A 21,894-nucleotide genomic window follows, 5' to 3' on the forward strand; every position below is an offset into this window, starting at 1 on the left:
CGGGGGGTCATGCCTGCGACGATCGATGTCGAACGGTACGCCCAGGGGGTCCGCGCGGGCTCCCGGGCCTGGATCGCCCGCGCCGTCACCCTGGTGGAGTCCACCCGGCCCGACCACCGGGCGGCGGCCCAGCGGCTGCTGGTCGAGCTGCTGCCGTACTCCGGTTCGGCTCGCAGGGTGGGCATCAGCGGAGTGCCGGGCGTCGGCAAGTCGACGTTCATCGACGCGCTCGGCACGCTGCTGACCGGGATGGGGCACCGGGTGGCGGTGCTCGCCGTCGACCCGTCCTCCAGCCGGACCGGCGGCTCCATCCTGGGCGACAAGACCCGGATGGAGCGGCTGGCGACCGATCCCGCGGCGTTCGTGCGCCCCTCCCCCACGTCCGGGACGCTGGGCGGCGTGGCGCGCGCGACCCGCGAGTCCATCGTCGTCATGGAGGCCGCGGGCTATGACGTCGTCCTGGTGGAGACCGTCGGCGTCGGCCAGTCCGAGACCACGGTGGCCAACATGGTCGACACCTTTCTGCTGCTGACCCTGGCGCGGACCGGCGACCAGCTCCAGGGCATCAAGAAGGGCGTACTGGAGCTCGCGGACCTGGTCTCGGTCAACAAGGCCGACGGTCCGCACGAGCGGGACGCCCGCTCCGCGGCCCGCGAACTGGCCGGCGCGCTGCGGCTGTTGCAGCCCGCCGACGCGGTCTGGACGCCGCCCGTACTGACCTGCAGCGCCCGCGAGGGCACCGGTCTGAAGGGGGTCTGGGAACGCGTCGAGCAGCACCGCACCCTCCTCGACTCGACCGGTGCGCTGGCCGAGCGCCGCCGCACCCAACAGGTCGACTGGACCTGGTCGATGGTCCGCGAACAGCTCCTCGACCGCCTCCAGGAGCACCCGGAGGTCCGCCGACTGAGCCCGGACGTCGAGCGCGCGGTACGCGAGGGCGAGATCACCGCGACTCTGGCGGCTCAGCGGCTGCTGGCGGCGTTCGGGCCGGCGGACGGTGCGGCGGGCTGACGACCGGCGGCGCGTCCTGATCGTGGCCTACGACGACGCGCAGATCCTGGACATCGCCTCGCCCAGCGGCGCCCTGGACATCGCCAACCGCTACGGCGCCGCTCCGCCGTACGCCATCGAGCTGGGCACCCTCGGCCGCCGTGCGGCCCGCAGTTCGGCCGGCATCGTGCTGGGGGCGGGGCGCGATCTGCGGGCCGTGACCGGCCCGCTGGACACGCTGCTCGTCGTCGGCGGCGTCGGGTACGAGGAGGCGTCGGCGGACGAGCAACTGCTGGCCCAGGTGCGGCGGCTGGCCGCCCGCAGCCGCCGGGTCGCCTCCGTGTGCACCGGCACCTACGTGCTGGCCGCCGCCGGGCTGCTGGACCACCGGCGCGTGACCACGCACTGGGCGTACGGCGAGCAGCTCGCCGCGCGGCACCCCGCCGTGGCCGTCGACGTCGGGCCGCTCCACATCCGCGACGGCAACGTCTACACCTCCGCCGGCGTCACCAGCGCGCTCGACCTGACCCTGTCGCTGATCGAGGACGACCACGGGCCGACGCTGGCCCGCGCCGTGGCCCGGGAACTGGTCTCCTACCTCCACCGCCCCGCCGACCAGGCCCAGATCAGCATGTTCCTGGCCGCCCCGCCGCCGGGCGACCGGCTGGTACGGGACCTCGCCGGCCATATCGCCGGCCATCTGTCCGAGGACCTCTCCCCCGCGGCGCTGGCGGCCCGGGCGGGGGTGAGCACCCGTCACCTGACCCGGCTGTTCACCGCACACCTCGGGACCACCCCGGCCCGTGCCGTACGGGCGGCCCGTACGGAGGCGGCCGCGCATCTGGTGCGCTCCAGCGAGCTGTCGCTGGCGGCGATCGCCCGCCGCTGCGGGTTCCGGTCGGCACAGACGCTTCGGCAGGCGTTCCTGGACCACTACGGGGTCGGCGGGGACAGGATTCGCAGGATGCCGGACATGCCGCGGGCAGCCGGTGCGCCGGCGGCGCAGACTCCGGTGCCATGACGAACCCGACGACACCCACCGCCCCTTCGACCACCCGCCGCACGCTGCTCCGCGGGACCGTGGCCACCGCAGCGCTCGCCACCGCGGGCGTCACGCAGTCCGGTGTCGCCCGCGCCGGGCAGCCGGCCCGCCCGGGACCGGACATCGGCATCCTCCTCTACGACGGCTACAGCCTGCTGGACCCCACCGGGCCGGCGGAGGTGCTGTCCCGGCTGCCGGGCGCCACGGTGACGATGATCGCCGAGCGGCGCGGCCCGGTCCGTACCGACACCGGAGACGTCGCGATCCTGGCCGACCGGGCGATCTCCGCAGTCGACCACCTCGACGTGCTGCTGGTGCCCGGCGCGGGCAACCGCGGCACGACCGGGGCGATGCACAACGACGCGCTGCTGGCGTGGATACGGCGGATCCACCGGCACAGCCGGTGGACCACGTCCGTGTGCACCGGGTCGCTCGTCCTCGCCGCGGCGGGGCTGCTGGACGGACGGAAGGCGACGACGTACTGGGCGTCCGCCGACTACCTGGAGTCCGAGTTCCCCGTGACGTACCTGCCCGAGCGCTATGTGCGGTCGGGGAAGATCATCACGTCGGCGGGCGTCTCGGCGGGCATCGACATGGCCCTCTATCTGGCGTCCCAGATCGCCGGGGACACCACGGCCAGGGCCGTCCAACTGGCCGTCGAGTACGATCCGCAGCCCCCGTTCGACTCCGGCGACGCCGCCGAGGCGGATGCCGAGCTCAAGGAGCTGGCGCTGCGGCTGCTCGCCGAGTCCCAGGTATGAGGGGCTCGGCCACGTCGCCGTGACGGGTTCTGTGCTACTCAGCCGCGGACCTGAGTAGCCGCACTCATGACGCCCCCGCGCCCGGCCCCGAGTATGTCGATGACTGTAGGGGCGGGACGCTTTCCGCATCTTCCATGGGGGCCACCATCAATCCGCAGGACGTCACACACGGGCTGTACGACGACAATCCGCTGGTCGAGCTGATCGAGGGCTTCTGTCTGGCCCCGGCCGCGGACGGTGCGCTGGAGTCCCGGCCGGTCATCCACGTCCAGTTACGTCCCGGCGTGCGGCTGTCGGCGGTGGAGGCCGACCGGCTGGCCAAGACCTGCCAGCACGGCGTGCGGCGCCGACTCGCGGCAGCCGCCCGGGACATGGGCCAGCTGCCGGAGGACTGCCCGTCGGCCGACGAGATCGCGATCACGCTGCATCCGTACGGCGCGGGCCCGTTCTCCGGCGGACCCGCGGGCGACCGGGGCCGGTCCGCAACCGACGCGCCGGACCGGCCCTGAGCGACGGGGCGGGCCTTGTGGCTACCCGCCCGCGTCCGGGCGCAGCGCCGCCCGCGCGGCGAAGTGGGCGACCGCCATGTCGCGGAACCGCTCGGCGGCCGTGGAGAGATAGCCGTCCTCGCGGCGGACCAGGTTCAGGGTCCGTACGCAGTCGGGGGCGTCCAGCCGCAGCCAGGCCAGCGGCGCCCGGGCCAGATCGGGACGGGCGAGCGAGGGCATCAGGCCGATGCCGAGGCCGGCCGCGATCAGATGGTGGGTGGCGCCGGGCTCGTCGCCCTCGCAGGAGATGACCGGACGGCGCCCGATCGATGCGAACAGCCCCTCCAGCAGGGCGCGTTGCCAGTGCCCCGGCCCGGTGGTGATGAAGGGCTCCTGGGCGATGTCGGCCACCGCGATCCGCCCCCGCCCGGCCAGCGGATGGCCGGCCGGCACGGCGAGCAGCACCTCTTCGTGCAGCAGCCGCACCGCGCCGAGCCCGGGTCCGGTCAGCGGCTGCGAGGCGACGCAGAAGTCGACCTCGCTGGACCGGAGTTGATGGAGCATCACCTCCGGTGTGGACTGGAAGCAGCGGACGGCCACGCCGGGGTGGGCGGCCCGGTAGCCGGCGAGCAGCTCGGTGAGCGGCAGCAGGGTCTCCGCGGCGACGGCGATGCCGCCGTGGTCGAGTCCGGCGGCATCGGCGAGCTCCCGCCGTGCGTCGTCGAGTTCGTCCAGCGCCCGCTCGACCCGGGTCAGGAACGCGGCGCCGTAGCGGTTGAGGCGGATGGCCCGTCCCTGCCGGTCGAAGAGCGGCACACCCAGCTCGGCCTCCAGGCGGGCGATCGTACGGCTCACCGAGGGCTGGGCGACCCGTAGCTCCTCGGCGGCCCGACTGATGTGCTCACGGCGCGCGACCACCCGGAAGTAGCGCAGGGACAGCAGATCCATCGGCTTCTCGGGCCTCCCGCTCGGGTGTCGGCGACCCGGGAATGGTCACACACCGCCTCAGCCGTGCGGCGACACCGTGGCCCACACCGTCTTGCCCGAACGGTCCGGCGAGGTCCACCCCCAAGCCTCGCTGAGCCGGTCGACGAGGTGCAGCCCGCGCCCGGACTCGGCCATCGGGTCCCGGGGCCTGACGACAGGGACGCCGGTACCGGCGTCGGAGACCGCACACAGCACGGCGCCGTCCTGCCGGGTCAGCGCGAGCCATGCGGGGCGGCAGCACGCCAGGGCACCGCGGTCGTCGGGGGCATCCGGGACGGCGGGGGCGCCGCCCTCCTCGGCGCGGACGCCGTGGCGCAGCGCGTTGCTGACGAGTTCGGAGACGACCAGCGCCGCGTCCTCGGTGACTCCGGCGCACAACTGCCAGTTGCCGAGCGTCGCCCGGGTGAATCTGCGGGCCTCCGCGACGGTGTGCGCGGAGCTGCTGAGCGCGCAGGCGGCGAAGTCCTCGGGGCCGGGCATCCACCAGGACTCCTCACACGGTTCCTCCCGAAGGGCGTCGTGCACGGTCTCTGCCGGATATGCGGTCATCAACGTCTCCGCGAGCGATTTCGGGTCTGGGCCGAACTGCCTGGGACGGCTAATATCCTCGTCAACCGTCCCTTGATGCAAGTGCATCTGCAAGTACATCGGTAAGGACGGCGGCACAGGGGCCCGTTCACGCCAACGTGATCGCGGGCTCGGGATCGGTCGGAGGACTCTCCTCCAGCAAGGGAGCAGCTGTTATGGAGCCGGTGACCAACGGCATGCAGGCGACCAGCATCGAAGGCGCCGTCTGGCGCAAGAGCCGCCGCAGCAACCCCAGCGGCAACTGCGTTGAACTGGCCGTTCTTTCGGACGGCGGGGTGGCGGTGCGCAACTCCCGGTTCGCCTCGGGACCGGCGTTGATCTACACCCGCGACGAGATCGCGGCCTTCGTCCAGGGCGCCAAGGACGGCGACTTCGACGACCTCGTGGCTCGCGACTGAGGCATATGCCGCCGAGATTGGCGCATATGTCGTTCGGATAGTCGCCGCAACTGTACGAACCCTGGCGGCGATGGGACACTGGGCGTTCGCCCGACCACTCAGGGGAGTCAGCATGTGCGCCGCGCAGTCGAGCAGCGATACGTCTCTGCGCCGGTACCTCGAACACCCGCGGGGCGGGCCGACCGTCCTGCGCATCGTGCTGGGCACCCAGCTGCGCAGGCTCCGGGAGGCGGCCGGCATCACCCGCGAGGCCGCCGGGGAGGCGATCCGCGGTTCACATGCGAAGATCAGCCGCCTGGAGCTCGGGCGGGTGAGCTGCAAGGAGCGGGACGTCGCCGATCTGCTGACGCTCTATCACGTCACGGACGAGGCGGTCCGCTCCGACTTCCTCAAGCTGGCCGGCCGGACCAGCAGCCCCGGCTGGTTCGAGACGCATCTCGGCCTCGAAGAGGCCGCCTCGGTGATCCGTACGTACGAGGTCCAGTTCGTCCCGGGCCTGTTGCAGACGGCGGACTACGCCCGTGCGGTGGCACAGCTCGGCCACCCGCGGTCCACGCCCGAGGAGATCGAGCGACGGGTGCAGCTGCGCGTCCACCGCCAGGAGCTGCTGACCGTCCCCGACGCACCGCGGGTGTGGGCGGTGCTCGACGAGGCGGCGCTGCGCCGGCCGTTGGGCGGACCGGAGGTGATGGCCGGACAGCTCAGACATCTGCTGAAGCTGGCCGAGCTGCCCAATGTCACGCTGCAGATCGCACCGTTCAGCCTCGGCGGTCTGGCCGCGGCCGGTGGGCCGATCACGATCCTGCGCTTCCTGGAGCCGGATCTGCCCGACATCGTCTATCTGGAGCAGCTGACCAGCGCCCTCTATCTGGACAAGCGCGATGACGTCGATCACTACCTCGCGGTGATGGACCGGCTCAGCGCGCAGTCGGAGTCACCGCGCGAGTCGCTGGCGATGCTGGAGCGGATACTCAAGGAGAGCTGACCGCCCGCGACGGCCGGTCCGGCCGGTTCCGTTGGGCGACGAGGGCGGCTGCCCGAAGGCCACCGCACCCGCCACCGCTGTCGACTGCCGCCGCGCACCTACAGCTTGCGGGCGATGCCCCCGTACTCGATCCACTCCTGGGTGAGCTGCCTGGGACCGATGTCCGCGTCCGGCTTCCAGGTGGAGACCTCCACCAGGCCGGGCTCCACCACCTCCAGGCCCTCCAGGAAGCCAGCCAGTTCGTGCGCCTGGCGCACCCGGCCCCACTGCCCGTGGGTATTGACCCGCATGAACTCGGTGACGAAATCGCGGGTCGCGGCGTCCTCGCTCACCAGCTGGCACACCACCAGGAAGCTGCCGGGCGCCAGCCGGTCGGCGACCCGCTTGATCAGACCGGCCGGGTCGTCGGAGTCCGGGATGCAGTGCAGCACGGAGACGAAGAGCGCGGCGACGGGCTGGTCGAAGTCGATCAGCCGCTCGACCTCGGGGCTGCTGAAGATGCCCTCCGTGTCCCGCATGTCGGCCTGGATGACGGCGGTGTGGGCGTTCTCCTCCAGCAGCGCCCGTCCGTGCGCCAGCACGATCGGGTCGTTGTCGACGTAGACCACCCGCGACCGCGGATCGATCCGCTGCGCGACCTGGTGGACGTTGTCCTGGGTCGGCAGGCCCGAGCCGTGGTCGATGAACTGCCGGATGCCGTGTTCACTCGCCAGCCAGCGGACCGCCCGCTGCAGGAAGCGCCGGTTGTTGATCGCCAGCACCTGCGTGCTCGGCACCACCTTGCTCAGCTCGTCGCAGGCCGTGCGGTCGACGGCGTAGTTGTCCTTGCCGCCCAGGTAGTAGTCGTACATCCGCGCGACGCTCGGGATGGTGACGTCGACGGCGCCGGCCTGCGGTGGTGTTTCCTGGCTCATTCCACACTTTCCCGTCGCTTCGACAGCCATCGGCCATGGCGCCGCCGAACCCGTTCCGTGTCGGAACGACCACGCGGCGCAGCGTCCAACATACCTACGCAGGGGCGGTTGTTGCAGACGAGCAGCGGGATAATTCCGCGTTCGCGGCCGCGCACCCGCGTCGGACCGCCGGCGCGGGCGGCCGTGCCCCGCCGATTCTCATCCCCCTCTCACCCGGCGCTTATCGGCCGGTCACCACCGGTTCGTACGGTCGCCGAAGGCTCGTCGCGCACCCGGCCGGGTCCCGGGGCGCGTCTTGGAGGAGAGGCACCGTGTACCACCTGACCGGCGTGACCAAGTGCTACCGCAGCGCCAGGGACGGCGAGGTGGTGCGGGCGCTGGACGGTGTCGGGCTCTTCGTCGAGGACGGTGACGGCCTCGTCGTGCGGGGGCCGGCCGGCGCGGGCAAGTCGACGCTGCTGCGGATCCTGGGCGGGCTGGAGCGGCCGACCCGCGGCAGCGTCGTACTCAACGGCACGGATCTGGCCATGGTCACCGAGTGCCGGCTGGCCCGCATCCGCGCCGAGTCGGTCGGCACGGTCCTCGGCACCGGAGGCGACCTGCCGCCGGGGCTCACCGTCCGGCAGAGCGTGGCCGGTGCGCTCGTACCGCTGGGGCTGCGCCCCGCCGACTGCCGGGAGCTGGCCGATCAGGCGCTGGCGGAGGTCGGTATCACCGGCGAGCAACTGACGTGGCTCACACAGGAGTTGGACGCCGGATCGCAGCGGCTGGTCGCACTGGCACGGGCGCTGGTGAAGCGGCCGTCGGTGCTGCTGGCGGATCAGCCGACGGCCGGTCTGCCGGCGGGCGCCCGCGCCGGCGTCGTCGCGGTCTTCGCACGCCTGTGGAGCGAGCGGCGGCTCAGCTGCGTCGTGGCCACGGAGGACGAGGCCCTCGCCCGGCACGCGCCGCGGCTGGCGACGCTCTCGCGCGGGAGGGTGACGGCCCTGGAGCGCCGACGCGGCGCGGGACCGGCGGTCCCTTCTGGCCGCCCGGCCACCCGGCCGGTACAAGGGAGGCATGACAGAAGAGATGAGTGAGCCGGCGGCCATAGCGGAGGCCTTACCCGGCGTGGCGGAGATGGTCCGGGCCAATCAGGCGAACTGGGACGCCCGCACGCCGATCCATGTGGCGAGCGCGTTCTACGGGCTGGACGGCTCCCGTACCGCCGAGGACTGGTTCGCACCGTTCGAGTGGACGGACCTCGGCGATCTGACCGGGCGGGAGGTGCTGCACCTGCAGTGCCATCTGGGCACCGAGACCGCCGCGTTCGCCGAGCGGGGCGCCGCGCGCACCGTGGGGCTCGACTTCTCCGCCGCGGCGGTCGAGGCGGCCCGGCGGCTCGCCGACGCGGCGGGCCGCCGGGTGGAGTTCGTCCAGGCGGATGTGCACCGGGCCGTGGAGGCACTGGGCGGCCGCCGGTTCGACGTGGTCTACACCGGCAAGGGGGCGTTGTGCTACCTGCCGGATCTGACGGCCTGGGCGGGGATCGTCAGCGCGCTGCTCCGGCCCGGCGGGACGCTGTACCTGGTCGAGTTCCATCCGCTGCTGGACGCCCTCGGTCCGGCGCCGAGCCCGGACCCGCTGCGGCAGCAACTGACGCTCCGCTACGACTACTTGGCGGGGCGCGGCGCCATCCGGAGCGATGCGCCCCGCACCTACACCGACGGCCCGCCGGTGCAGGGGGCGACGACCAGCTACGAATGGCGGCACGGGCTCGGCGAGGTCGTCTCCGCCGTGGTGGGCGCGGGGCTGAGCGTCCAACTGGTGCGGGAGACCGAGCTGTTGCCCTGGAAGCGGTTCGACTCGATGGTGCCGGCCGACAACGGCTGGTGGCGGCTGCCGCCCTCGGAGCCGATCATCCCGCTGCTGTACGCCCTGCGTGCGGTGAAGCCGGCGGCCTGAGCCGGCGGGCCGGGCGCCCCTGGCGCCTCACGCCCGCCGGTAGACCGAACGCAGCAGCTGGTCCTTGGCCGGCCCGGTGACCCGCCACCGCAGGTACCACTCGTCCGCCGCGACGGTGGTGAAGGTCCCCTCGTAGCGGTCCGCGGAGCAGGGGTGGACGGCGCTCCACCGTCCGCCCCTGAGGTCGAGGTCGTGGAAGGGCCGGCCGTCGGCGAAGCGGATCTCGGCGGTGCCGTCGGGGCGCGGGCGAAGGCGCAGGGTGCGGCTCGCCGGGTACTCCGTGCCGTCCCACGTCAGCCGCCCCTCCTCGACGTGCAGCAGCTCCTCGCCGTCCGACGGCTCCCCGCCCCCGGCCGGCCGGAACTCCGCGGTCCCGCGGAAGCGGCCCTCGACGCCGGCCCGCAGGTCGTCCACGGTGCGCTCGACGCGCCAGCGGCCGGCGAGGTAGGCGGCGACGTCGGTGACCGGGTACGGCACCGCCTCCGGCGCGCACCGCGGCCCCGCCTCCGGCACCGGCCCGCTCCATGACATCCCCGACATGCCCCCATTCTCCCGCCCGCCCCTGACGTCACCCCATCGGCCCCGCCCAGGGGGTGTCTCCCCGGTCTCCGGCCCCTCGTACCGTGCGGACCCGCGGTGCCCGCCTTACGCTCGGTGCAGTGATCGTCACCGAGGTCCGGTGGCCGTACGCCGTCGGCCAGGGCGGCACGCCCGTCCGCCGCCGCCTCGTACGAGCCCGGAGACCGGAGGCCCCCATGCCGGAGCTGTTCATCGGCGGTCAGTGGACCGCAGCGGCCGACGGGCAGGTGCGGGAGATCCGCTGCCCGGCGGACGGCACGCTGGTCGCGACCGTCGACGAGGGCGGGCCGAAGGACGCGGCGGCCGCGATCACCGCCGCCCGTCTGGCCTTCGACGACGGGCCCTGGCCGCGGACCCCGACGGACGAGCGCGGCCGGCTGGTGCTGCGCGTCGCCGAGCTGCTGGAGCGCGACAAGGACGCGCTGGCCCGCGCGGAGTCGCTGGACACCGGCAAGCGGCTGGTCGAGAGCGCCTACGACATGGACGACATCGCCAAGTGCTTCCGCTACTTCGGCAACCTGGGCGCGGCCGGCGGCACCGACCGGGTGGTGGACACCGGCATCGCGGAGACGGACAGCACGGTGCGGCACGAGCCGGTCGGCGTCTGCGCGCTGATCACCCCGTGGAACTATCCACTGCTGCAGACCGCCTGGAAGGTCGCGCCCGCGCTCGTCACGGGCAACACGTTCATCCTCAAGCCCAGCGAGCTGACCCCGCACACCGCCATCCACCTGATGCGGCTGCTGGCCGAGGCCGGGCTGCCGGACGGCGCCGGCAATCTGGTGCTGGGCACCGGCCCGGAGGTGGGCGCGCCGCTGACCGAGGACCCTCGGGTGGACATGGTGTCGTTCACCGGTGGTCTGGCCACCGGCCGGCGCATCATGGCCGCGGCCGCCCCCACGGTGAAGAAGATCGCCCTGGAACTGGGCGGGAAGAACCCGAACATCGTCTTCGCGGACGCCGACTTCGACACCGCGGTCGACTACGCCCTGACGGCGGTCTTCCTGCACTCCGGGCAGGTCTGCTCGGCGGGCGCCCGGCTCCTGGTCCAGGACGAGCTGCACGACGCGTTCGTCGACGAGCTGGTCTCCCGTGCCCAGCGGATCCGGCTGGGCGGGCCGTTCGACGAGCACGCCCGCACCGGGCCGCTGATCTCGGCCGCGCACCGCGCGAAGGTCGAGGCGTATGTGGCGTCCGGGCTGGAGGAGGGCGCCGTGCTGCTCTGCGGCGGCTCGGCGCCCGACGACCCGTCGCTGGCCAACGGCTTCTACTACCTGCCGACCGTCCTGGACGAGTGCACCCCGGACATGTCCGTCGTACGGGACGAGTCCTTCGGGCCGGTGCTGACCGTCGAGCGCTTCCGCGACGAGAACGAGGCGGTCTCGCTCGCCAACGACACGGTCTACGGGCTGGCCGGGGCGGTGTGGACGCAGGACAGCGAGCGCGCCCACCGGGTGGCGGCCCGGATGCGCGCGGGAACGGTGTGGATCAACGACTTCCATCCGTACGTGCCGCAGGCGGAGTGGGGCGGGATGAAGCAGTCGGGCGTGGGGCGGGAGCTGGGTCCCGCCGGGCTGGCGGAGTACCAGGAGGCCAAGCACGTCTGGCGCAATACCGCGCCACGGCCGCAGAGGTGGTTCGAGTGACGGATCGCGGATCCGTGCACCCCCCGGCCGGGGACGATCATTCGCACGACGACGCCTCGCTCGCCGAACTCGGCTACAAGCCCGAACTCAAACGCACCCTGGGCAACTTCCATACCTTCGCCGCAGGCATCAGCTACATCTCGATCCTCACCGGTACCTTCCAGCTGTTCTACTTCGGTGTCGCCCACGGCGGCCCGGCGTACTGGTGGTCCTGGCCGATGGTCTTCGTCGGACAGCTGATGGTGGCGCTGTGCTTCTGCGAGCTGGCCGCCCGCTATCCGGTGGCCGGCTCGATCTACAACTGGGCCAAGAAGCTCGGCGGCCCGCACATCGGCTGGCTCGGCGGCTGGATGATGCTGACCGCGACCATGGTCTCGCTGTCGGCGGTGGCGCTGGCCTATCAGGTGACGCTGCCGCAGATCTCGTCGTGGTTCCAGTTCATCGGCGACGGCACCGGGCAGTCGGCGGCCGCCAACGCGGTGGTGCTCGGCACCGTACTCGTCACCTTCACCACCCTGGTCAACGCGTTCGGCGTCAAGCTGATGGCGCGGATCAACTCGGCCGGCGTGGCCATCGAGCTGATCGCCGCCATCGTCCTGATCGTGCTGCTCGCCGCGCACATCACCCGCGGTCCGGGCGCGGTGACCGACACCTTCGGGCTGGGCGAGGGCGAGACCCTCGGCTACTTCGGGGCGTTTCTGACCGCGTCGCTGGCCTCGGCGTATGTCATGTACGGCTTCGACACGGCCTCGTCGCTCGGCGAGGAGTCCAAGGACCCCGGCCGCAACGCGCCCCGGGCGATCCTGCGCGCGCTGGTCGCGTCCTTCCTCATCGGCGGACTGATCCTGCTCTTCGCCCTGCTCTCGGTGCCCGACCTGCACGCCGAGGAGCTGTCCGTGGACGGACTGCAGTACGTCGTCCTCGCCACCCTCGGCTCGACGGTGGGACAGATCGTGCTCTGGTGCGTGGTCATCGCGATCACCGTGTGCGAGCTGGCGGTGCACACCGCGGGCATCCGGCTGGCGTTCGCGATGGCCCGGGACAACAATCTGCCGGCCGCCTCGCTGCTCGCCAAGGTCAGTCCGCGCTTCCAGACGCCGGTGCTGCCCGCCGTCGTGATCGGTCTGGTGGCCATCGGCATCCTGGTGATCAACGTCAACCAGCCGCAGATCTTCTCGGTGATCACCAGCATCGCGATCATCATGATCTACCTGGCCTATCTGTCGGTCACCCTGCCGATGCTCGTCCAGCGGCTGCGCGGCAAGTGGACCCCGCTGGAGGGGAGGTTCTCGCTGGGCAGGTTCGGCCTGCCGGTGAACGTCCTCGCCGTCCTCTGGGGCATCGGGATGTCCCTCAACCTCGCCTGGCCGCGCGCCGCCGTCTACAACGCGACCGGCCCGCAGCACTGGTATCTGCGCTGGGGCGCCTTCCTGTTCATCGGCGTCGTCGCGATCGGCGGCTTCGCCTACTACTGGTTCGTCCAGCGCAAGCGGACCGGCGTCCTGGCCATGCACGCCGCCGTCGGCCCCGACGACGGCGGCCCGGGCGGCCCGGGCTCCTCCACCACCCCCACCCCCTGACGGGAGACGGCGCGATGCCCCAAGAGACCCCCGTGGAAGAGTTCGACTACGTCGTGGTCGGCGGCGGCACGGCCGGCGCCGTCGTGGCGGCGCGGCTGAGCGAGGACCCCTCGGTCACGGTCTGCCTGCTGGAGGCCGGCCCGTCCGATGTCGGCGATGACAACGTGCTGCGCCTGGATCGCTGGATGGGCCTTCTGGAGTCCGGTTACGACTGGGACTACCCCGTCGAGCCACAGGAGAACGGCAACGACTTCATGCGGCACGCCCGTGCCAAGGTGCTCGGCGGCTGCTCCTCGCACAACTCCTGTATCGCCTTCTGGGCCCCGGCCGAGGACCTCGACGAGTGGGCCGCGCGGGGCTGCCAGGGCTGGAGCGCGGCCGACTGCTTCCCGCTCTACCAGCGGCTGGAGAGCAACGACGCACCCGGCGACCACCACGGCCGCTCCGGCCCGGTCACCCTGCGCACCGTCCCGCCGCGCGACCCGTGCGGGGTGGCCCTGCTGGAGGCCTGCGCGGCGGCCGGCATCCCCACCACCCCGTTCAACACCGGCAAGACCGTGGTCCGCGGCGCGCACTGGTTCCAGATCAACTGCCGCCCGGACGGCACCCGTTCCTCCGCGTCGGTCTCCTACCTCCACCCCGTCATGGACACCCGCCGCAATCTCGACGTACGCACCGGGCTGCAGGCCAAGCGTCTGAACTTCACCCCCTCCCGGCGCTGCACCGGCGTGGAGTACCTCTCCCCCGACCTCTTCCACACCCGTAGCGTCAACGCCCGCCGCGAGGTCGTCGTCTCCTGCGGGGCCATCGACACCCCCAAGCTGCTGATGCTCTCCGGCATCGGCCCGGCCGACCACCTGAGGTCCATCGGCATCGAACCGCTCGTCGACGCACCGGGCGTGGGCGAGAACCTCCAGGACCACCCCGAGGGCGTGATCATGTGGGAGGCCAAGCAGCCCATGGTGACCTCCTCCACCCAGTGGTGGGAGATCGGCATCTTCGCCGACACCGAGCCCGGCCTGGACCGCCCCGACCTGATGTTCCACTACGGCTCGGTGCCCTTCGACATGAACACCTACCGCCGCGGCTACCCCACCTCGGACAACGCCTTCTGCCTCACCCCGAACGTCACCCGCGCCCGCTCCCGCGGCAGCGTCCGTCTGCGCACCCGCGACTTCCGCGACAAACCCAAGGTCGACCCCCGCTACTTCACCCACGAACACGACGTACGGGTCATGACCCACGGCCTCCGCCTCGCCCGCGAGATCGCCGCCCAGGCCCCGCTGGCGAGCTGGGCCGGCGTCGAACTCGCCCCCGGCCCCTCCGCCCACTCCGACGACGACCTGCTCGCCTACATCCGCGACACCCACAACACCGTCTACCACCCCGCCTGCACGGTCCAGATGGGCGCTCCCGGCGACGACGCCGCCCCGCTCGACCCCCAGCTACGGGTCAAGGGCGTCACCGGCCTGCGGGTGGCCGACGGCTCGGTGATGCCGTTCCTGACCACCGTGAACCCCTGCATCACGACGATGATGATCGGGGAGAAGTGCGCCGACATGATCCGGGGCGGCTGATCGCGACACCCCCGACCGCCCCTGCGCATCCCGCCACGGCCACGCGCCTCCTGGTCCGCCCTCCCGGATCCCGGCACGACCGGATCCCGGCACGACAAAGACCTACGAGGTGGGCTCCCTTCGCCGGCATTGTCCGGATCAGGTGCTTGGGGGTCGCCGTCCGGTCTCACGACCTTTCAGCCTCTCAGCCCGACCTTCCTTCTTGTCCTCGGCGAGAGCCAGAGCTCCCTTACCCCGAGGCCAGTCCGGTCGAACTCCCTCGCTCGCCCCGTAGGCCGGTCTTCAGGATACTCCCGGACAAGGGGAATGGAACAGTCAAATCGGATAAGTTGCCGGGATTTCCCGAAGGGCACTCGACCCCGACCCTCAAAACGAAGAAAACCCCTGATCAACAGGGGTTTTTCGCTGGTGTCCGAGGGGGGACTTGAACCCCCACGCCCGATAAAGGGCACTAGCACCTCAAGCTAGCGCGTCTGCCATTCCGCCACCCGGACTAGGTGTGATCTTCGCGGGGCGTTCCCCGCGGCGACATGGATAACAATACCAAGGTTTCGGAGTGCCTTTCACCTGCGTATCCGTGCGGGACATAAGCTCCGCTTATGGGCCATGACGGACACATCGCTCATCTTGCTGGGCCGCGCAGGCCACGGGCTCTTTCGCCGCTGCGGGAGCATCTGCGGGACACGTTCTGGTTCGCTCCGACCGCGGGGCTGCTCGGTGCGGTGCTGCTGTGGTGGGCTGCGTCGGCCGTCGACCTGGAGATCGTCGCGCTGCTGCAGCGCGAGCGGGCGTACGGCGCGGTCCGGGAGCTGATGTCGATCGCGGACGACGCCAAGACGATCGTGACGACGATCAGCGCGGCGATGATGACCTTCATCGGCGTGGTCTTCAGCATCTCGCTGGTCGCGGTGCAGATGGCCAGCGGGCAGCTCACCCCGCGGGTGGTGCGGATCTTCGTCCGGAGCCGGATCAGCAAGATCACGCTCACCGTCTTCCTGGCGACGTTCCTGTTCTCGCTGCTGGTGCTCACGTCCTATGAGAGCGAGAGCAGCGCGCGGGAGGTCACCTCCGTACCGGTCGTGCAGAGCCTGCTGACGCTGGTGCTGGTGGGGCTGAGTCTGGTGCTGTTCATCGCGTATGTGTCCTCCACGCTGCGGCTGATGCAGGTGGGGCCGGTGGTGGACCGGATCACGCGGGAGACGCTGCGGATGCTGGCGCGGCAGGCTCCGGGCAGTGAGGACGGCGAGGACGATGCGGGGGTGCGGGCACCGGAGACCGGATGGCTGGCGCATGAGGGGCGGGCGGGGGTGGTGCGGGATGTGCATGTGGCGCGGCTGGTGCGGGTGGCGCGGCGGCAGGGCGTCGTACTGCGGCTGATCCCTCGCATCGGGGACTTCGTGACGCCGGGGACGCCGATGCTCGCGGTGCACGGCGGGACGCCGCCGCGGCGGGTGCTGTTGCGGTACACGGTCTCGGTCGGCGTCGAGCGCACCTTCCACCAGGATCTCGGGCTGGGGCTGCGGCAGTTGTCGGACATCGCGCTGCGCGCGCTGTCGCCGGCGGTGAACGATCCGACCACGGCCGTGCAGTGCCTGGACCGGATCGTGCAGATCCTGGCGGTGGTGGTGCACCGGCCGCTCGGGACGGTGCACCACCGTGACCGCCGGGGTGTGGTGCGGCTGACGCAGCGGGTACCGGGGTGGGCGGATCTGGTGGATCTGGGGCTGACCGAGGTCCGGGCCGCCTCGGTGCACAGCCCGCAGGTGACGCGACGGCTGCTGGCCGGCATCGACGATCTGCTGCTGCTCGCACCGGAGGACCGGCGGGAGCCGCTGGTGCGGCACCGCGAGCTCCTGCTGAAGGCGCTGGAGCAGGCGATGCCGGAGGCCGCGGACCGGCGGTTCGCCGCGCGTCCCGACCGGCAGGGGATCGGCTAGGAGGCGGGCCGGCCGCGCCGTCCGCCCGGGGGTCCGTCGGGCGGGCCCCGGGTGCCCGCCGCCCCGTGGCCGGCGGCCGGCTACGGCATCAGGTGGTAGTCCGGGAAGTTGCCCGGCAGACGCTCGGTGGCCGGACCCTCGGTCACCGCACGCACCAGGAGTTCGCCGCCGACGAAGGCGCCGCTCCAGGAGTTGCCGAAGCCGCCGAAGAGCTCGTCGCGGTCGCCGCGGGAGCGGGGCTTGTTGTGGCCGACCTTGAAGGCGCGGATCTGGGGCGCGAGGCGGTCGTAGGTGTCCTTGTCGTCGCAGGAGAGGCTCGCGACCAGGGCGCCGTTGCTGGCGTTCATGGCGGCGAGCAGTTCGGCTTCGGTGTCGACGAGGACGACGGTGTCGACTGGGCCGAAGGGCTCGGCGTGGTGGAGGGGCGAGGAGGGCGGCGGGGCCAGAAGGGTGGTCGGCGGGAGGTAGGCGGAGGTGTCCTGGTCGGGCAGGAAGTGGCCGTCGCCGAGGGCGCCCCGGTGCAGGGGGACGGCACCCCGGGAGACGGCCTCGGTCGTGAGGTCGTCGAGTTCCTTGGCCTTGGCCGCGTTGATCAGGGGGCCGAAGTCGAGTTCGGGGAGCGGGTCGGCGGGATCGGCGACGGCCAGGGGGTGGCCGAAGCGGACGCTGCGTACGGCCGGGAGGTAGGCGGCGAGGAAGTCGGCGAAGGCGTCGCGCTGGACGACGAAGCGGGGGTAGGCGGTGCAGCGCTGTTTGGCGTAGTCGAAGGTCTTGCGCAGCAGGGGGGTGAGGGAGGGCCAGTCGGTGTAGTGCCAGATCCCCCAGGTGTTGAGGCCCTCCTGTTCGAGGATGTGGCGTTTGCCGAGGTCGGCGACGGCGGTGGCGACGCCGGCGCCGGTGTCCCGGCCGCCGACGAAGGAGACGCAGCCGATCTCGGGTGAGCGGACGAGGGCGGGCGAGAGCTCGCCGCCGCTGCCGCTGACGAGGGTGGCCGGGACGCCCTCCCGGGCGGCCAGCGCGCAGGCCAGGGTGAGGCAGACCAGGCCGCCGTCGGTGGGCGTCTTGGCGATCACGGCATTGCCCGCCAGCGCCTGGACGAGCATCGCGTGGATCAGGACCGACATCGGGTAGTTCCAGCTGGCGATGTTGCTGACCGGTCCGGGCAGCGGGGTGCGGTCGGCGAGCATCCGGTCGATCTCGTCGACGTACCAGCGGACGCCGTCGATGGCGCGGTCGACATCGGCCTGGGCGAGCTTCCAGGGCTTGCCGATCTCCCAGACCAGCAGCAGGGCGAGCAGTTCGCGGTGTTCGGTGAGGGCGTCGAGGGTGGCGGAGATCCGGGCCTTGCGCTCGGCCAGGGGGACCTGGCGCCAGGCGCGGTGCTGGTCGAGGGAGGCGCGTACGGCGTGCCGCGCGGTGTCCGCGTCGAGGCGGGGCGGGCCGGCGATGGGGGTGCCGTCGATGGGGCTGGTGGCGGGCAGCGGATCTCCGTCCGGGTGCCAGGCGGCGGCCCAGAGGTTGAGGGCGTGATCGTCGCGGAACGCCTCGGGGGCGGCCGCCAGGCTGCGTTGCCAGGCGTCCTGCCAGGACGTACCGGGCTTGAGGGCCAGGGTCGGGGTGGTGTCGGGGGTGGGTGCCATCGGTTGTCTCCGCTCTCGGTGCACGGCCGGAGGGGCAGGGTGGTGGCGCTCGGGCGGCTCCCTGAGAAGCCGTTACCGGACGGTAGTGGGCGGGGTGGCACCGGGGGGCGGTCCGGCGTCAGGTATGGCGAGTGTCACTCTTCGTGGGCGGCGGGGCCACCTGGGTGAGGCGAGTGGTGGGCGGGTCGCTCCCGCCCCTGGCCGCACGGCACCCACCCGCTCCCGTCTGCCGGTGGCTCTCCCTCGCCCACCCGTCGGAGGCTGCTGATCGGCGGTCAGGTGCGCATGCCCGGCACAAGATGGGGCCGCCGCAGGACCTGCCGCACGTCATGACGCCGATCACCGAGTTCGCCGCCACCGTGCCCGCCACGGCACGCGCCGCCGACCTGGTCTCGATGGCGTTCCGAAGTTCGGGGCCGGCCCTAGAGCAGCCACTTCCCCTCACGCATAAGTGTCCGCCCCTTCATCTCCGGAACCGTTCCCCACGCCTGCAGAACCTCCGGCATGACCTGGAAGAAGACGTACGAGGAGTGGTCCTTCCGAGGATCCCAGCCGTCCTTGGCCGCGAAGGCATCGCCCACCCCGGCTGGAAGCTCCTCGCGGGTCAGCATGCGCGCGGTGCCGTGGACCAGGACCACGTCCCGGGTGTGGCCGAAACAGAGGCGGACCTGTCCGTTGGCGGAAAGGTTGCGCCCAGTCGGATTGGTGACGCGGGTGGCCAGCCACACGGTCTCCCCGTCCCACCAGAAGGCAAGCGGAACAAGGCACGGCTCGCCGGTGGCGTCGGCCGTGGCGACCCATACATCGTTGTCCCGCGCGAGCCGTTCCAGCGCCTCGCGCTTGCGCTGCTCCGGGCTCCGGGGTCCGCGTGGACGAGAATCAACTGAGGTCATGGCGCGAGGTTATGGCGTGTGGCACCCCACCACATCCGTCAGCGGAACTAGGACTCGGGGCCGAGGAGTCGAGGCCGAGGAGTCAGGGCCGAGGAGTCGGGGGTCCGCACCCCGAACACCCCAAGGTCGAGTAATCCGTGTGCGTCTGTCAGTGACCGGCCGTACGATTCGCGCCATGGCGACCACATGCGTCCCAGACGCCGCCGAGGCCAATGAGCGCATACGCGCGTTCATGGCCGCCCGCACAGGTCGGCCCCTGTGGCCCGACGAGCAGGACGAGTACGAGCAGTTGCTCGCGGCATGGGCCGCTTCGGCACGAAGGGGAACGAACCTCTGACGCCGAGCTGCCGCGGTGCGGAGAGTCTTGCCCTGGCCTCATCTCATGCCGAGAACATCGCGGAACATGGCGACGTCTCCTGCGCCTTCCCCCCGTGGGAACTTGACCACCAACGCCCGCGGAGCGGCGAGTTGACGGTGGGAAGGCTACGAGCCGGCCGTTCGTGAGGCGACGTACTTCACGGCCGACGCGCCGCGTGATCAGCTCTCGGGTCCTGCGTCTGCGCCCTCGCGGGGTCCGTTCCCGGCCGCACCCTGATCGGCGATCGCTTTATGGTGGCGGACCACCTCGTCGATGATGAAGTTCAGGAACTTCTCGGCGAACGCCGGGTCCAGTCGGGCGTCCTCGGCCAGTCGGCGCAGCCGCTCGATCTGGGCGGCCTCACGGGCCGGGTCGGCGGGCGGCAGGCTGTGCCGGGCCTTGAGCTCACCGACCTGCTGTGTGCACTTGAAGCGCTCGGCGAGCAGATGGACCAGGGCGGCGTCGAGGTTGTCGATGCTGCTGCGCAGGTAGCCCAGCCGCTCGCGGGCCGCGTCGTCGGCGACGGAGGCCTCTTCGCCGGCCGCCGGTGCTGTCCCTTCGCTCATGTACCTCTCGCCATTCATGGTCGGTCGTCCGGTGCTTCGGTCCTGATCGGGTGAAGGTTACCCGGCCGGCGGCAGGCGCCCTGGGCTGGTCTCGCGGATCGGACGCGTGGCGGGCGCGGGCCCTGGGCCGGACCGTCCCTACTCCGTCTCGCGCACCCGCTCGTGGTACGTACGGCGGGTGTGCTCGGTGTGGGCGCGCATGAGGGTCGTGGCGCGCTCCTCGTCTCGGGCGGCGATCGCCGCGATCAGCTCGCGGTGCTCGCTCCACGACTTCCTGCCGCGCTGCCCGGCGACCGATGCGTGGTACCAGCGCACCCGCCGCCCGACCTGCGCGGAAAGCTCCGCCAGAACCGCGTTGCCGGCCAGCTCCCTCACCTTGGCGTGGAACGCGGCGTCGGCCGCCACCGCGTCGTCCACCGCGTCGGTTGCCACCGCGCGCTCGCCCTGGGCGCACAGCCGCTCCAGCTCCGCGATCCCCGCCGCGCCGGCGTTGGCCGCGGCCAGTCGGGCGGCCTCCGCCTCCAGCAGCGTACGGACCGTCAGCAGCTGGTCGGCCTCCTCCTCGGTGGCCTCGTGGACGAACGCCCCCTGCGCCGGCCGCAGATCCACCCAGCCGTCGGTGTTGAGCCGCTGCAGCGCCTCGCGGACCGGCTGCCGGGAGACGCCGAGGTGCTCCGCCAGCTCACTCTCGACCAGATGCCGGCCGGGTGGCAGCGCACGGGTGGTGATCAGTTCGAGCAGCGCCTCGTAGACGCGCTCGCGCAGCGGACCGGGGCGTTCGAGCTTCGGCACGGTGCCCTGCGGCAGCCCTTCGGACAGCATCGAGGTCCCCTCCGTGGACGCGTGCGGAGCCCTGCGGATCGGTGATCGGCTCTCGCCGAGGAGCGATTGGCTATCGTCTACAGTCTACCGGGCTCCCTTCCGCCACGCCGGAGGCCGGGACGGCCGACCGCCGGGCGCACCGCGCCCCGACGGCAGCCAACCCCTCGGCGAATGACGCCGGTTGGGCCCGGACGGCCGAGCCGGCCGCGCGCCGAGCCGCCGGGGGCCGGCACACCCGCCGTATGCAGGACAATGAGGGCGCCAAGGTCACCGGAACGAGTGGGACTGATCAAGCCATGGGACGTGTCACGGAACGACGCAAGGTGATCCGCATCCGCGACGGTGCCGTGAGCACCCGCCCGGACACCCTCGTCGCCGAGGAGCCGATGGAGATCCGGCTCGGCGGCAAACCGCTGGCGATCACGATGCGCACGCCCGGTGACGACTTCGCGCTGGCCGCGGGCTTCCTCGTCAGCGAGGGCGTCCTGGCGCGCGCCGACGAGCTGGCGAACATCGTCTACTGCGCGGGGGCGACCGGCGAGGGCGGCGCCAACACGTACAACGTCGTCGATGTGCGGCTCGCGGACGGGGTGCCGGTCCCGGACATCACCCTGGAGCGCAACGTCTATACGACGTCGTCGTGCGGGCTGTGCGGCAAGGCCAGCCTGGAGGCGGTGCGCACCACCACCCGCTGGCCGCTGGACGCCTCCCCCGGCACCCCGGCCCGCCTCGCACCCGCCACCCTCGCCGCCCTCCCCGACCGACTGCGAGCCGCCCAGCAGGTGTTCGACCGGACCGGGGGCCTGCATGCCGCGGCGTTGTTCACCACCGACGGGGAACTGCTCGACGTACGGGAGGACGTGGGGCGGCACAACGCGGTGGACAAGATCGTGGGCCGGGCGCTGCAGCAGGGGCAGCTGCCGCTGTCCTCGTGCGTGCTGATGGTCTCCGGGCGGGCGTCGTTCGAGCTGGCGCAGAAGGCCGTGATGGCGGGGATCCCGGTGCTGGCCGCGGTCTCGGCCCCGTCCTCGCTCGCCGTCGACCTGGCCCAGGAGACCGGGCTGACCCTGGTCGGCTTCCTGCGCGGCTCCTCGATGAACGTGTACGCGGGTGAGCACCGCCTCGCCCTGGGCACCACGGCCGCCACCGGCTGAGGCGTCGCACGGGGACGGGCGGCCGGCTTCACCACCGGCGGGACA

Annotated in this window: 22 protein-coding genes, 1 tRNA gene and 1 riboswitch; of the genes, 14 read left to right on the forward strand and 9 right to left on the reverse strand. The window is 72.0% G+C overall.

Features of this window, described 5'->3' with window-relative positions; translation table 11 throughout:
* Positions 1 to 9 precede the first annotated feature (9 nt).
* The 4 genes from meaB to ACFWZH_RS20390 all read left to right on the forward strand — a co-directional run bounded on the left by meaB (position 10) and on the right by ACFWZH_RS20390 (position 3,302).
* The gene (gene meaB / locus ACFWZH_RS20375; RefSeq protein WP_384432735.1) at positions 10 to 1,011 is read left to right on the forward strand and encodes a methylmalonyl Co-A mutase-associated GTPase MeaB; all 1,002 of its coding nucleotides are present in this window, start codon (positions 10 to 12) and stop codon (positions 1,009 to 1,011) included.
* Positions 998 to 2,011: a GlxA family transcriptional regulator gene (locus ACFWZH_RS20380; protein WP_384432738.1), complete on the forward strand. Its 1,014-nt coding sequence runs from the start codon at positions 998 to 1,000 to the stop codon at positions 2,009 to 2,011. The genes meaB and ACFWZH_RS20380 overlap by 14 nt, the downstream gene beginning before the upstream one ends.
* On the forward strand, positions 2,008 to 2,793 hold the full coding sequence (locus ACFWZH_RS20385) for a DJ-1/PfpI family protein (protein ID WP_384432741.1): 786 nt from the start codon (positions 2,008 to 2,010) through the stop codon (positions 2,791 to 2,793). Before ACFWZH_RS20380 ends, ACFWZH_RS20385 begins: the two co-directional genes overlap by 4 nt.
* Before the next feature lie 134 nt (positions 2,794 to 2,927).
* Positions 2,928 to 3,302 carry a coenzyme f390 synthetase gene (locus ACFWZH_RS20390; RefSeq protein WP_384432743.1) on the forward strand — a complete coding sequence of 125 codons (375 nt, stop codon included), beginning with the start codon at positions 2,928 to 2,930 and terminating at the stop codon, positions 3,300 to 3,302.
* 21 nt (positions 3,303 to 3,323) lie between these two features.
* Here the strand turns inward: ACFWZH_RS20390 and ACFWZH_RS20395 are convergent, their stop codons facing one another.
* On the reverse strand, positions 3,324 to 4,229 hold the full coding sequence (locus ACFWZH_RS20395; RefSeq protein WP_384432745.1) for a LysR family transcriptional regulator: 906 nt from the start codon (positions 4,227 to 4,229) through the stop codon (positions 3,324 to 3,326).
* A gap of 57 nt (positions 4,230 to 4,286) precedes the next feature.
* Positions 4,287 to 4,817 (reverse strand): ATP-binding protein, encoded by a 531-nt coding sequence (locus ACFWZH_RS20400; protein WP_384432748.1) that lies wholly within the window; start codon positions 4,815 to 4,817, stop codon positions 4,287 to 4,289.
* Positions 4,818 to 5,011: 194 nt separating this feature from the next.
* Between ACFWZH_RS20400 and ACFWZH_RS20405 the strand changes: the two genes are divergently transcribed.
* Complete coding sequence (locus ACFWZH_RS20405; protein ID WP_384432750.1) at positions 5,012 to 5,254, forward strand: DUF397 domain-containing protein; 243 nt, start codon at positions 5,012 to 5,014, stop codon at positions 5,252 to 5,254.
* Between the two features lie 112 nt (positions 5,255 to 5,366).
* Entirely contained in the window at positions 5,367 to 6,239 is an 873-nt protein-coding gene (locus tag ACFWZH_RS20410) for a helix-turn-helix domain-containing protein (protein ID WP_384432753.1), read from the forward strand.
* A 98-nt stretch (positions 6,240 to 6,337) separates the two neighbouring features.
* Here ACFWZH_RS20410 and ACFWZH_RS20415 read toward each other — a convergent pair whose 3' ends face one another.
* Positions 6,338 to 7,153, reverse strand: a complete 816-nt coding sequence (locus ACFWZH_RS20415) for an SAM-dependent methyltransferase (RefSeq protein WP_384432756.1) — start codon at positions 7,151 to 7,153, stop codon at positions 6,338 to 6,340.
* 311 nt (positions 7,154 to 7,464) lie between these two features.
* Here ACFWZH_RS20415 and ACFWZH_RS20420 point away from each other — a divergent pair, with 311 nt between their 5' ends.
* Positions 7,465 to 8,232: an ABC transporter ATP-binding protein gene (locus ACFWZH_RS20420; protein WP_384432759.1), complete on the forward strand. Its 768-nt coding sequence runs from the start codon at positions 7,465 to 7,467 to the stop codon at positions 8,230 to 8,232.
* Complete coding sequence (locus ACFWZH_RS20425; RefSeq protein ID WP_384432761.1) at positions 8,213 to 9,097, forward strand: class I SAM-dependent methyltransferase; 885 nt, start codon at positions 8,213 to 8,215, stop codon at positions 9,095 to 9,097. Before ACFWZH_RS20420 ends, ACFWZH_RS20425 begins: the two co-directional genes overlap by 20 nt.
* A gap of 27 nt (positions 9,098 to 9,124) precedes the next feature.
* Here the strand turns inward: ACFWZH_RS20425 and ACFWZH_RS20430 are convergent, their stop codons facing one another.
* Complete coding sequence (locus ACFWZH_RS20430; RefSeq protein ID WP_384432986.1) at positions 9,125 to 9,628, reverse strand: DUF6314 family protein; 504 nt, start codon at positions 9,626 to 9,628, stop codon at positions 9,125 to 9,127.
* Positions 9,629 to 9,852: 224 nt separating this feature from the next.
* Between ACFWZH_RS20430 and ACFWZH_RS20435 the strand changes: the two genes are divergently transcribed.
* The 3 genes from ACFWZH_RS20435 to ACFWZH_RS20445 are packed head-to-tail and all read left to right on the forward strand — an operon-like array spanning position 9,853 to position 14,479.
* The gene (locus ACFWZH_RS20435; protein WP_384432989.1) at positions 9,853 to 11,322 is read left to right on the forward strand and encodes an aldehyde dehydrogenase family protein; all 1,470 of its coding nucleotides are present in this window, start codon (positions 9,853 to 9,855) and stop codon (positions 11,320 to 11,322) included.
* Entirely contained in the window at positions 11,319 to 12,902 is a 1,584-nt protein-coding gene (locus tag ACFWZH_RS20440; RefSeq protein WP_384432764.1) for an APC family permease, read from the forward strand. Before ACFWZH_RS20435 ends, ACFWZH_RS20440 begins: the two co-directional genes overlap by 4 nt.
* 14 nt (positions 12,903 to 12,916) lie before the next feature.
* Positions 12,917 to 14,479, forward strand: a complete 1,563-nt coding sequence (locus ACFWZH_RS20445; RefSeq protein ID WP_384432767.1) for a GMC family oxidoreductase — start codon at positions 12,917 to 12,919, stop codon at positions 14,477 to 14,479.
* A 98-nt stretch (positions 14,480 to 14,577) separates the two neighbouring features.
* Positions 14,578 to 14,720, reverse strand: a riboswitch (TPP riboswitch).
* 165 nt (positions 14,721 to 14,885) lie between these two features.
* Here the strand turns inward: ACFWZH_RS20445 and ACFWZH_RS20450 are convergent.
* Positions 14,886 to 14,973 (reverse strand) — tRNA-Leu (locus tag ACFWZH_RS20450).
* A 105-nt stretch (positions 14,974 to 15,078) separates the two neighbouring features.
* On the opposite strand from ACFWZH_RS20450, the gene ACFWZH_RS20455 reads away from it, so the two are divergent.
* Positions 15,079 to 16,416 (forward strand): DUF2254 domain-containing protein, encoded by a 1,338-nt coding sequence (locus ACFWZH_RS20455; RefSeq protein ID WP_384432770.1) that lies wholly within the window; start codon positions 15,079 to 15,081, stop codon positions 16,414 to 16,416.
* 80 nt (positions 16,417 to 16,496) lie between these two features.
* Here ACFWZH_RS20455 and ACFWZH_RS20460 read toward each other — a convergent pair whose 3' ends face one another.
* Complete coding sequence (locus ACFWZH_RS20460; protein WP_384432773.1) at positions 16,497 to 18,056, reverse strand: aldehyde dehydrogenase family protein; 1,560 nt, start codon at positions 18,054 to 18,056, stop codon at positions 16,497 to 16,499.
* Positions 18,057 to 18,478: 422 nt separating this feature from the next.
* Positions 18,479 to 18,949 (reverse strand): pyridoxamine 5'-phosphate oxidase family protein, encoded by a 471-nt coding sequence (locus ACFWZH_RS20465; protein WP_384432776.1) that lies wholly within the window; start codon positions 18,947 to 18,949, stop codon positions 18,479 to 18,481.
* 175 nt (positions 18,950 to 19,124) lie between these two features.
* Here ACFWZH_RS20465 and ACFWZH_RS20470 point away from each other — a divergent pair, with 175 nt between their 5' ends.
* Positions 19,125 to 19,286: a hypothetical protein gene (locus tag ACFWZH_RS20470; RefSeq protein ID WP_384432778.1), complete on the forward strand. Its 162-nt coding sequence runs from the start codon at positions 19,125 to 19,127 to the stop codon at positions 19,284 to 19,286.
* Between the two features lie 200 nt (positions 19,287 to 19,486).
* On the opposite strand, the gene ACFWZH_RS20475 is transcribed toward ACFWZH_RS20470, so the two are convergent.
* Both ACFWZH_RS20475 and ACFWZH_RS20480 read right to left on the reverse strand, forming a co-directional pair.
* A complete protein-coding gene (locus ACFWZH_RS20475) occupies positions 19,487 to 19,873 on the reverse strand; it encodes a chorismate mutase (protein WP_384432781.1) in 387 nt (128 codons plus the stop codon).
* A 138-nt stretch (positions 19,874 to 20,011) separates the two neighbouring features.
* Entirely contained in the window at positions 20,012 to 20,695 is a 684-nt protein-coding gene (locus tag ACFWZH_RS20480; RefSeq protein WP_384432784.1) for a GntR family transcriptional regulator, read from the reverse strand.
* 296 nt (positions 20,696 to 20,991) lie between these two features.
* Between ACFWZH_RS20480 and fdhD the strand changes: the two genes are divergently transcribed.
* On the forward strand, positions 20,992 to 21,849 hold the full coding sequence (gene fdhD, locus ACFWZH_RS20485; protein WP_384432787.1) for a formate dehydrogenase accessory sulfurtransferase FdhD: 858 nt from the start codon (positions 20,992 to 20,994) through the stop codon (positions 21,847 to 21,849).
* Positions 21,850 to 21,894 lie beyond the last annotated feature (45 nt).

This window comes from Streptomyces sp. NPDC059008, assembly GCF_042749045.1.
Taxonomy (GTDB): domain Bacteria; phylum Actinomycetota; class Actinomycetes; order Streptomycetales; family Streptomycetaceae; genus Streptomyces.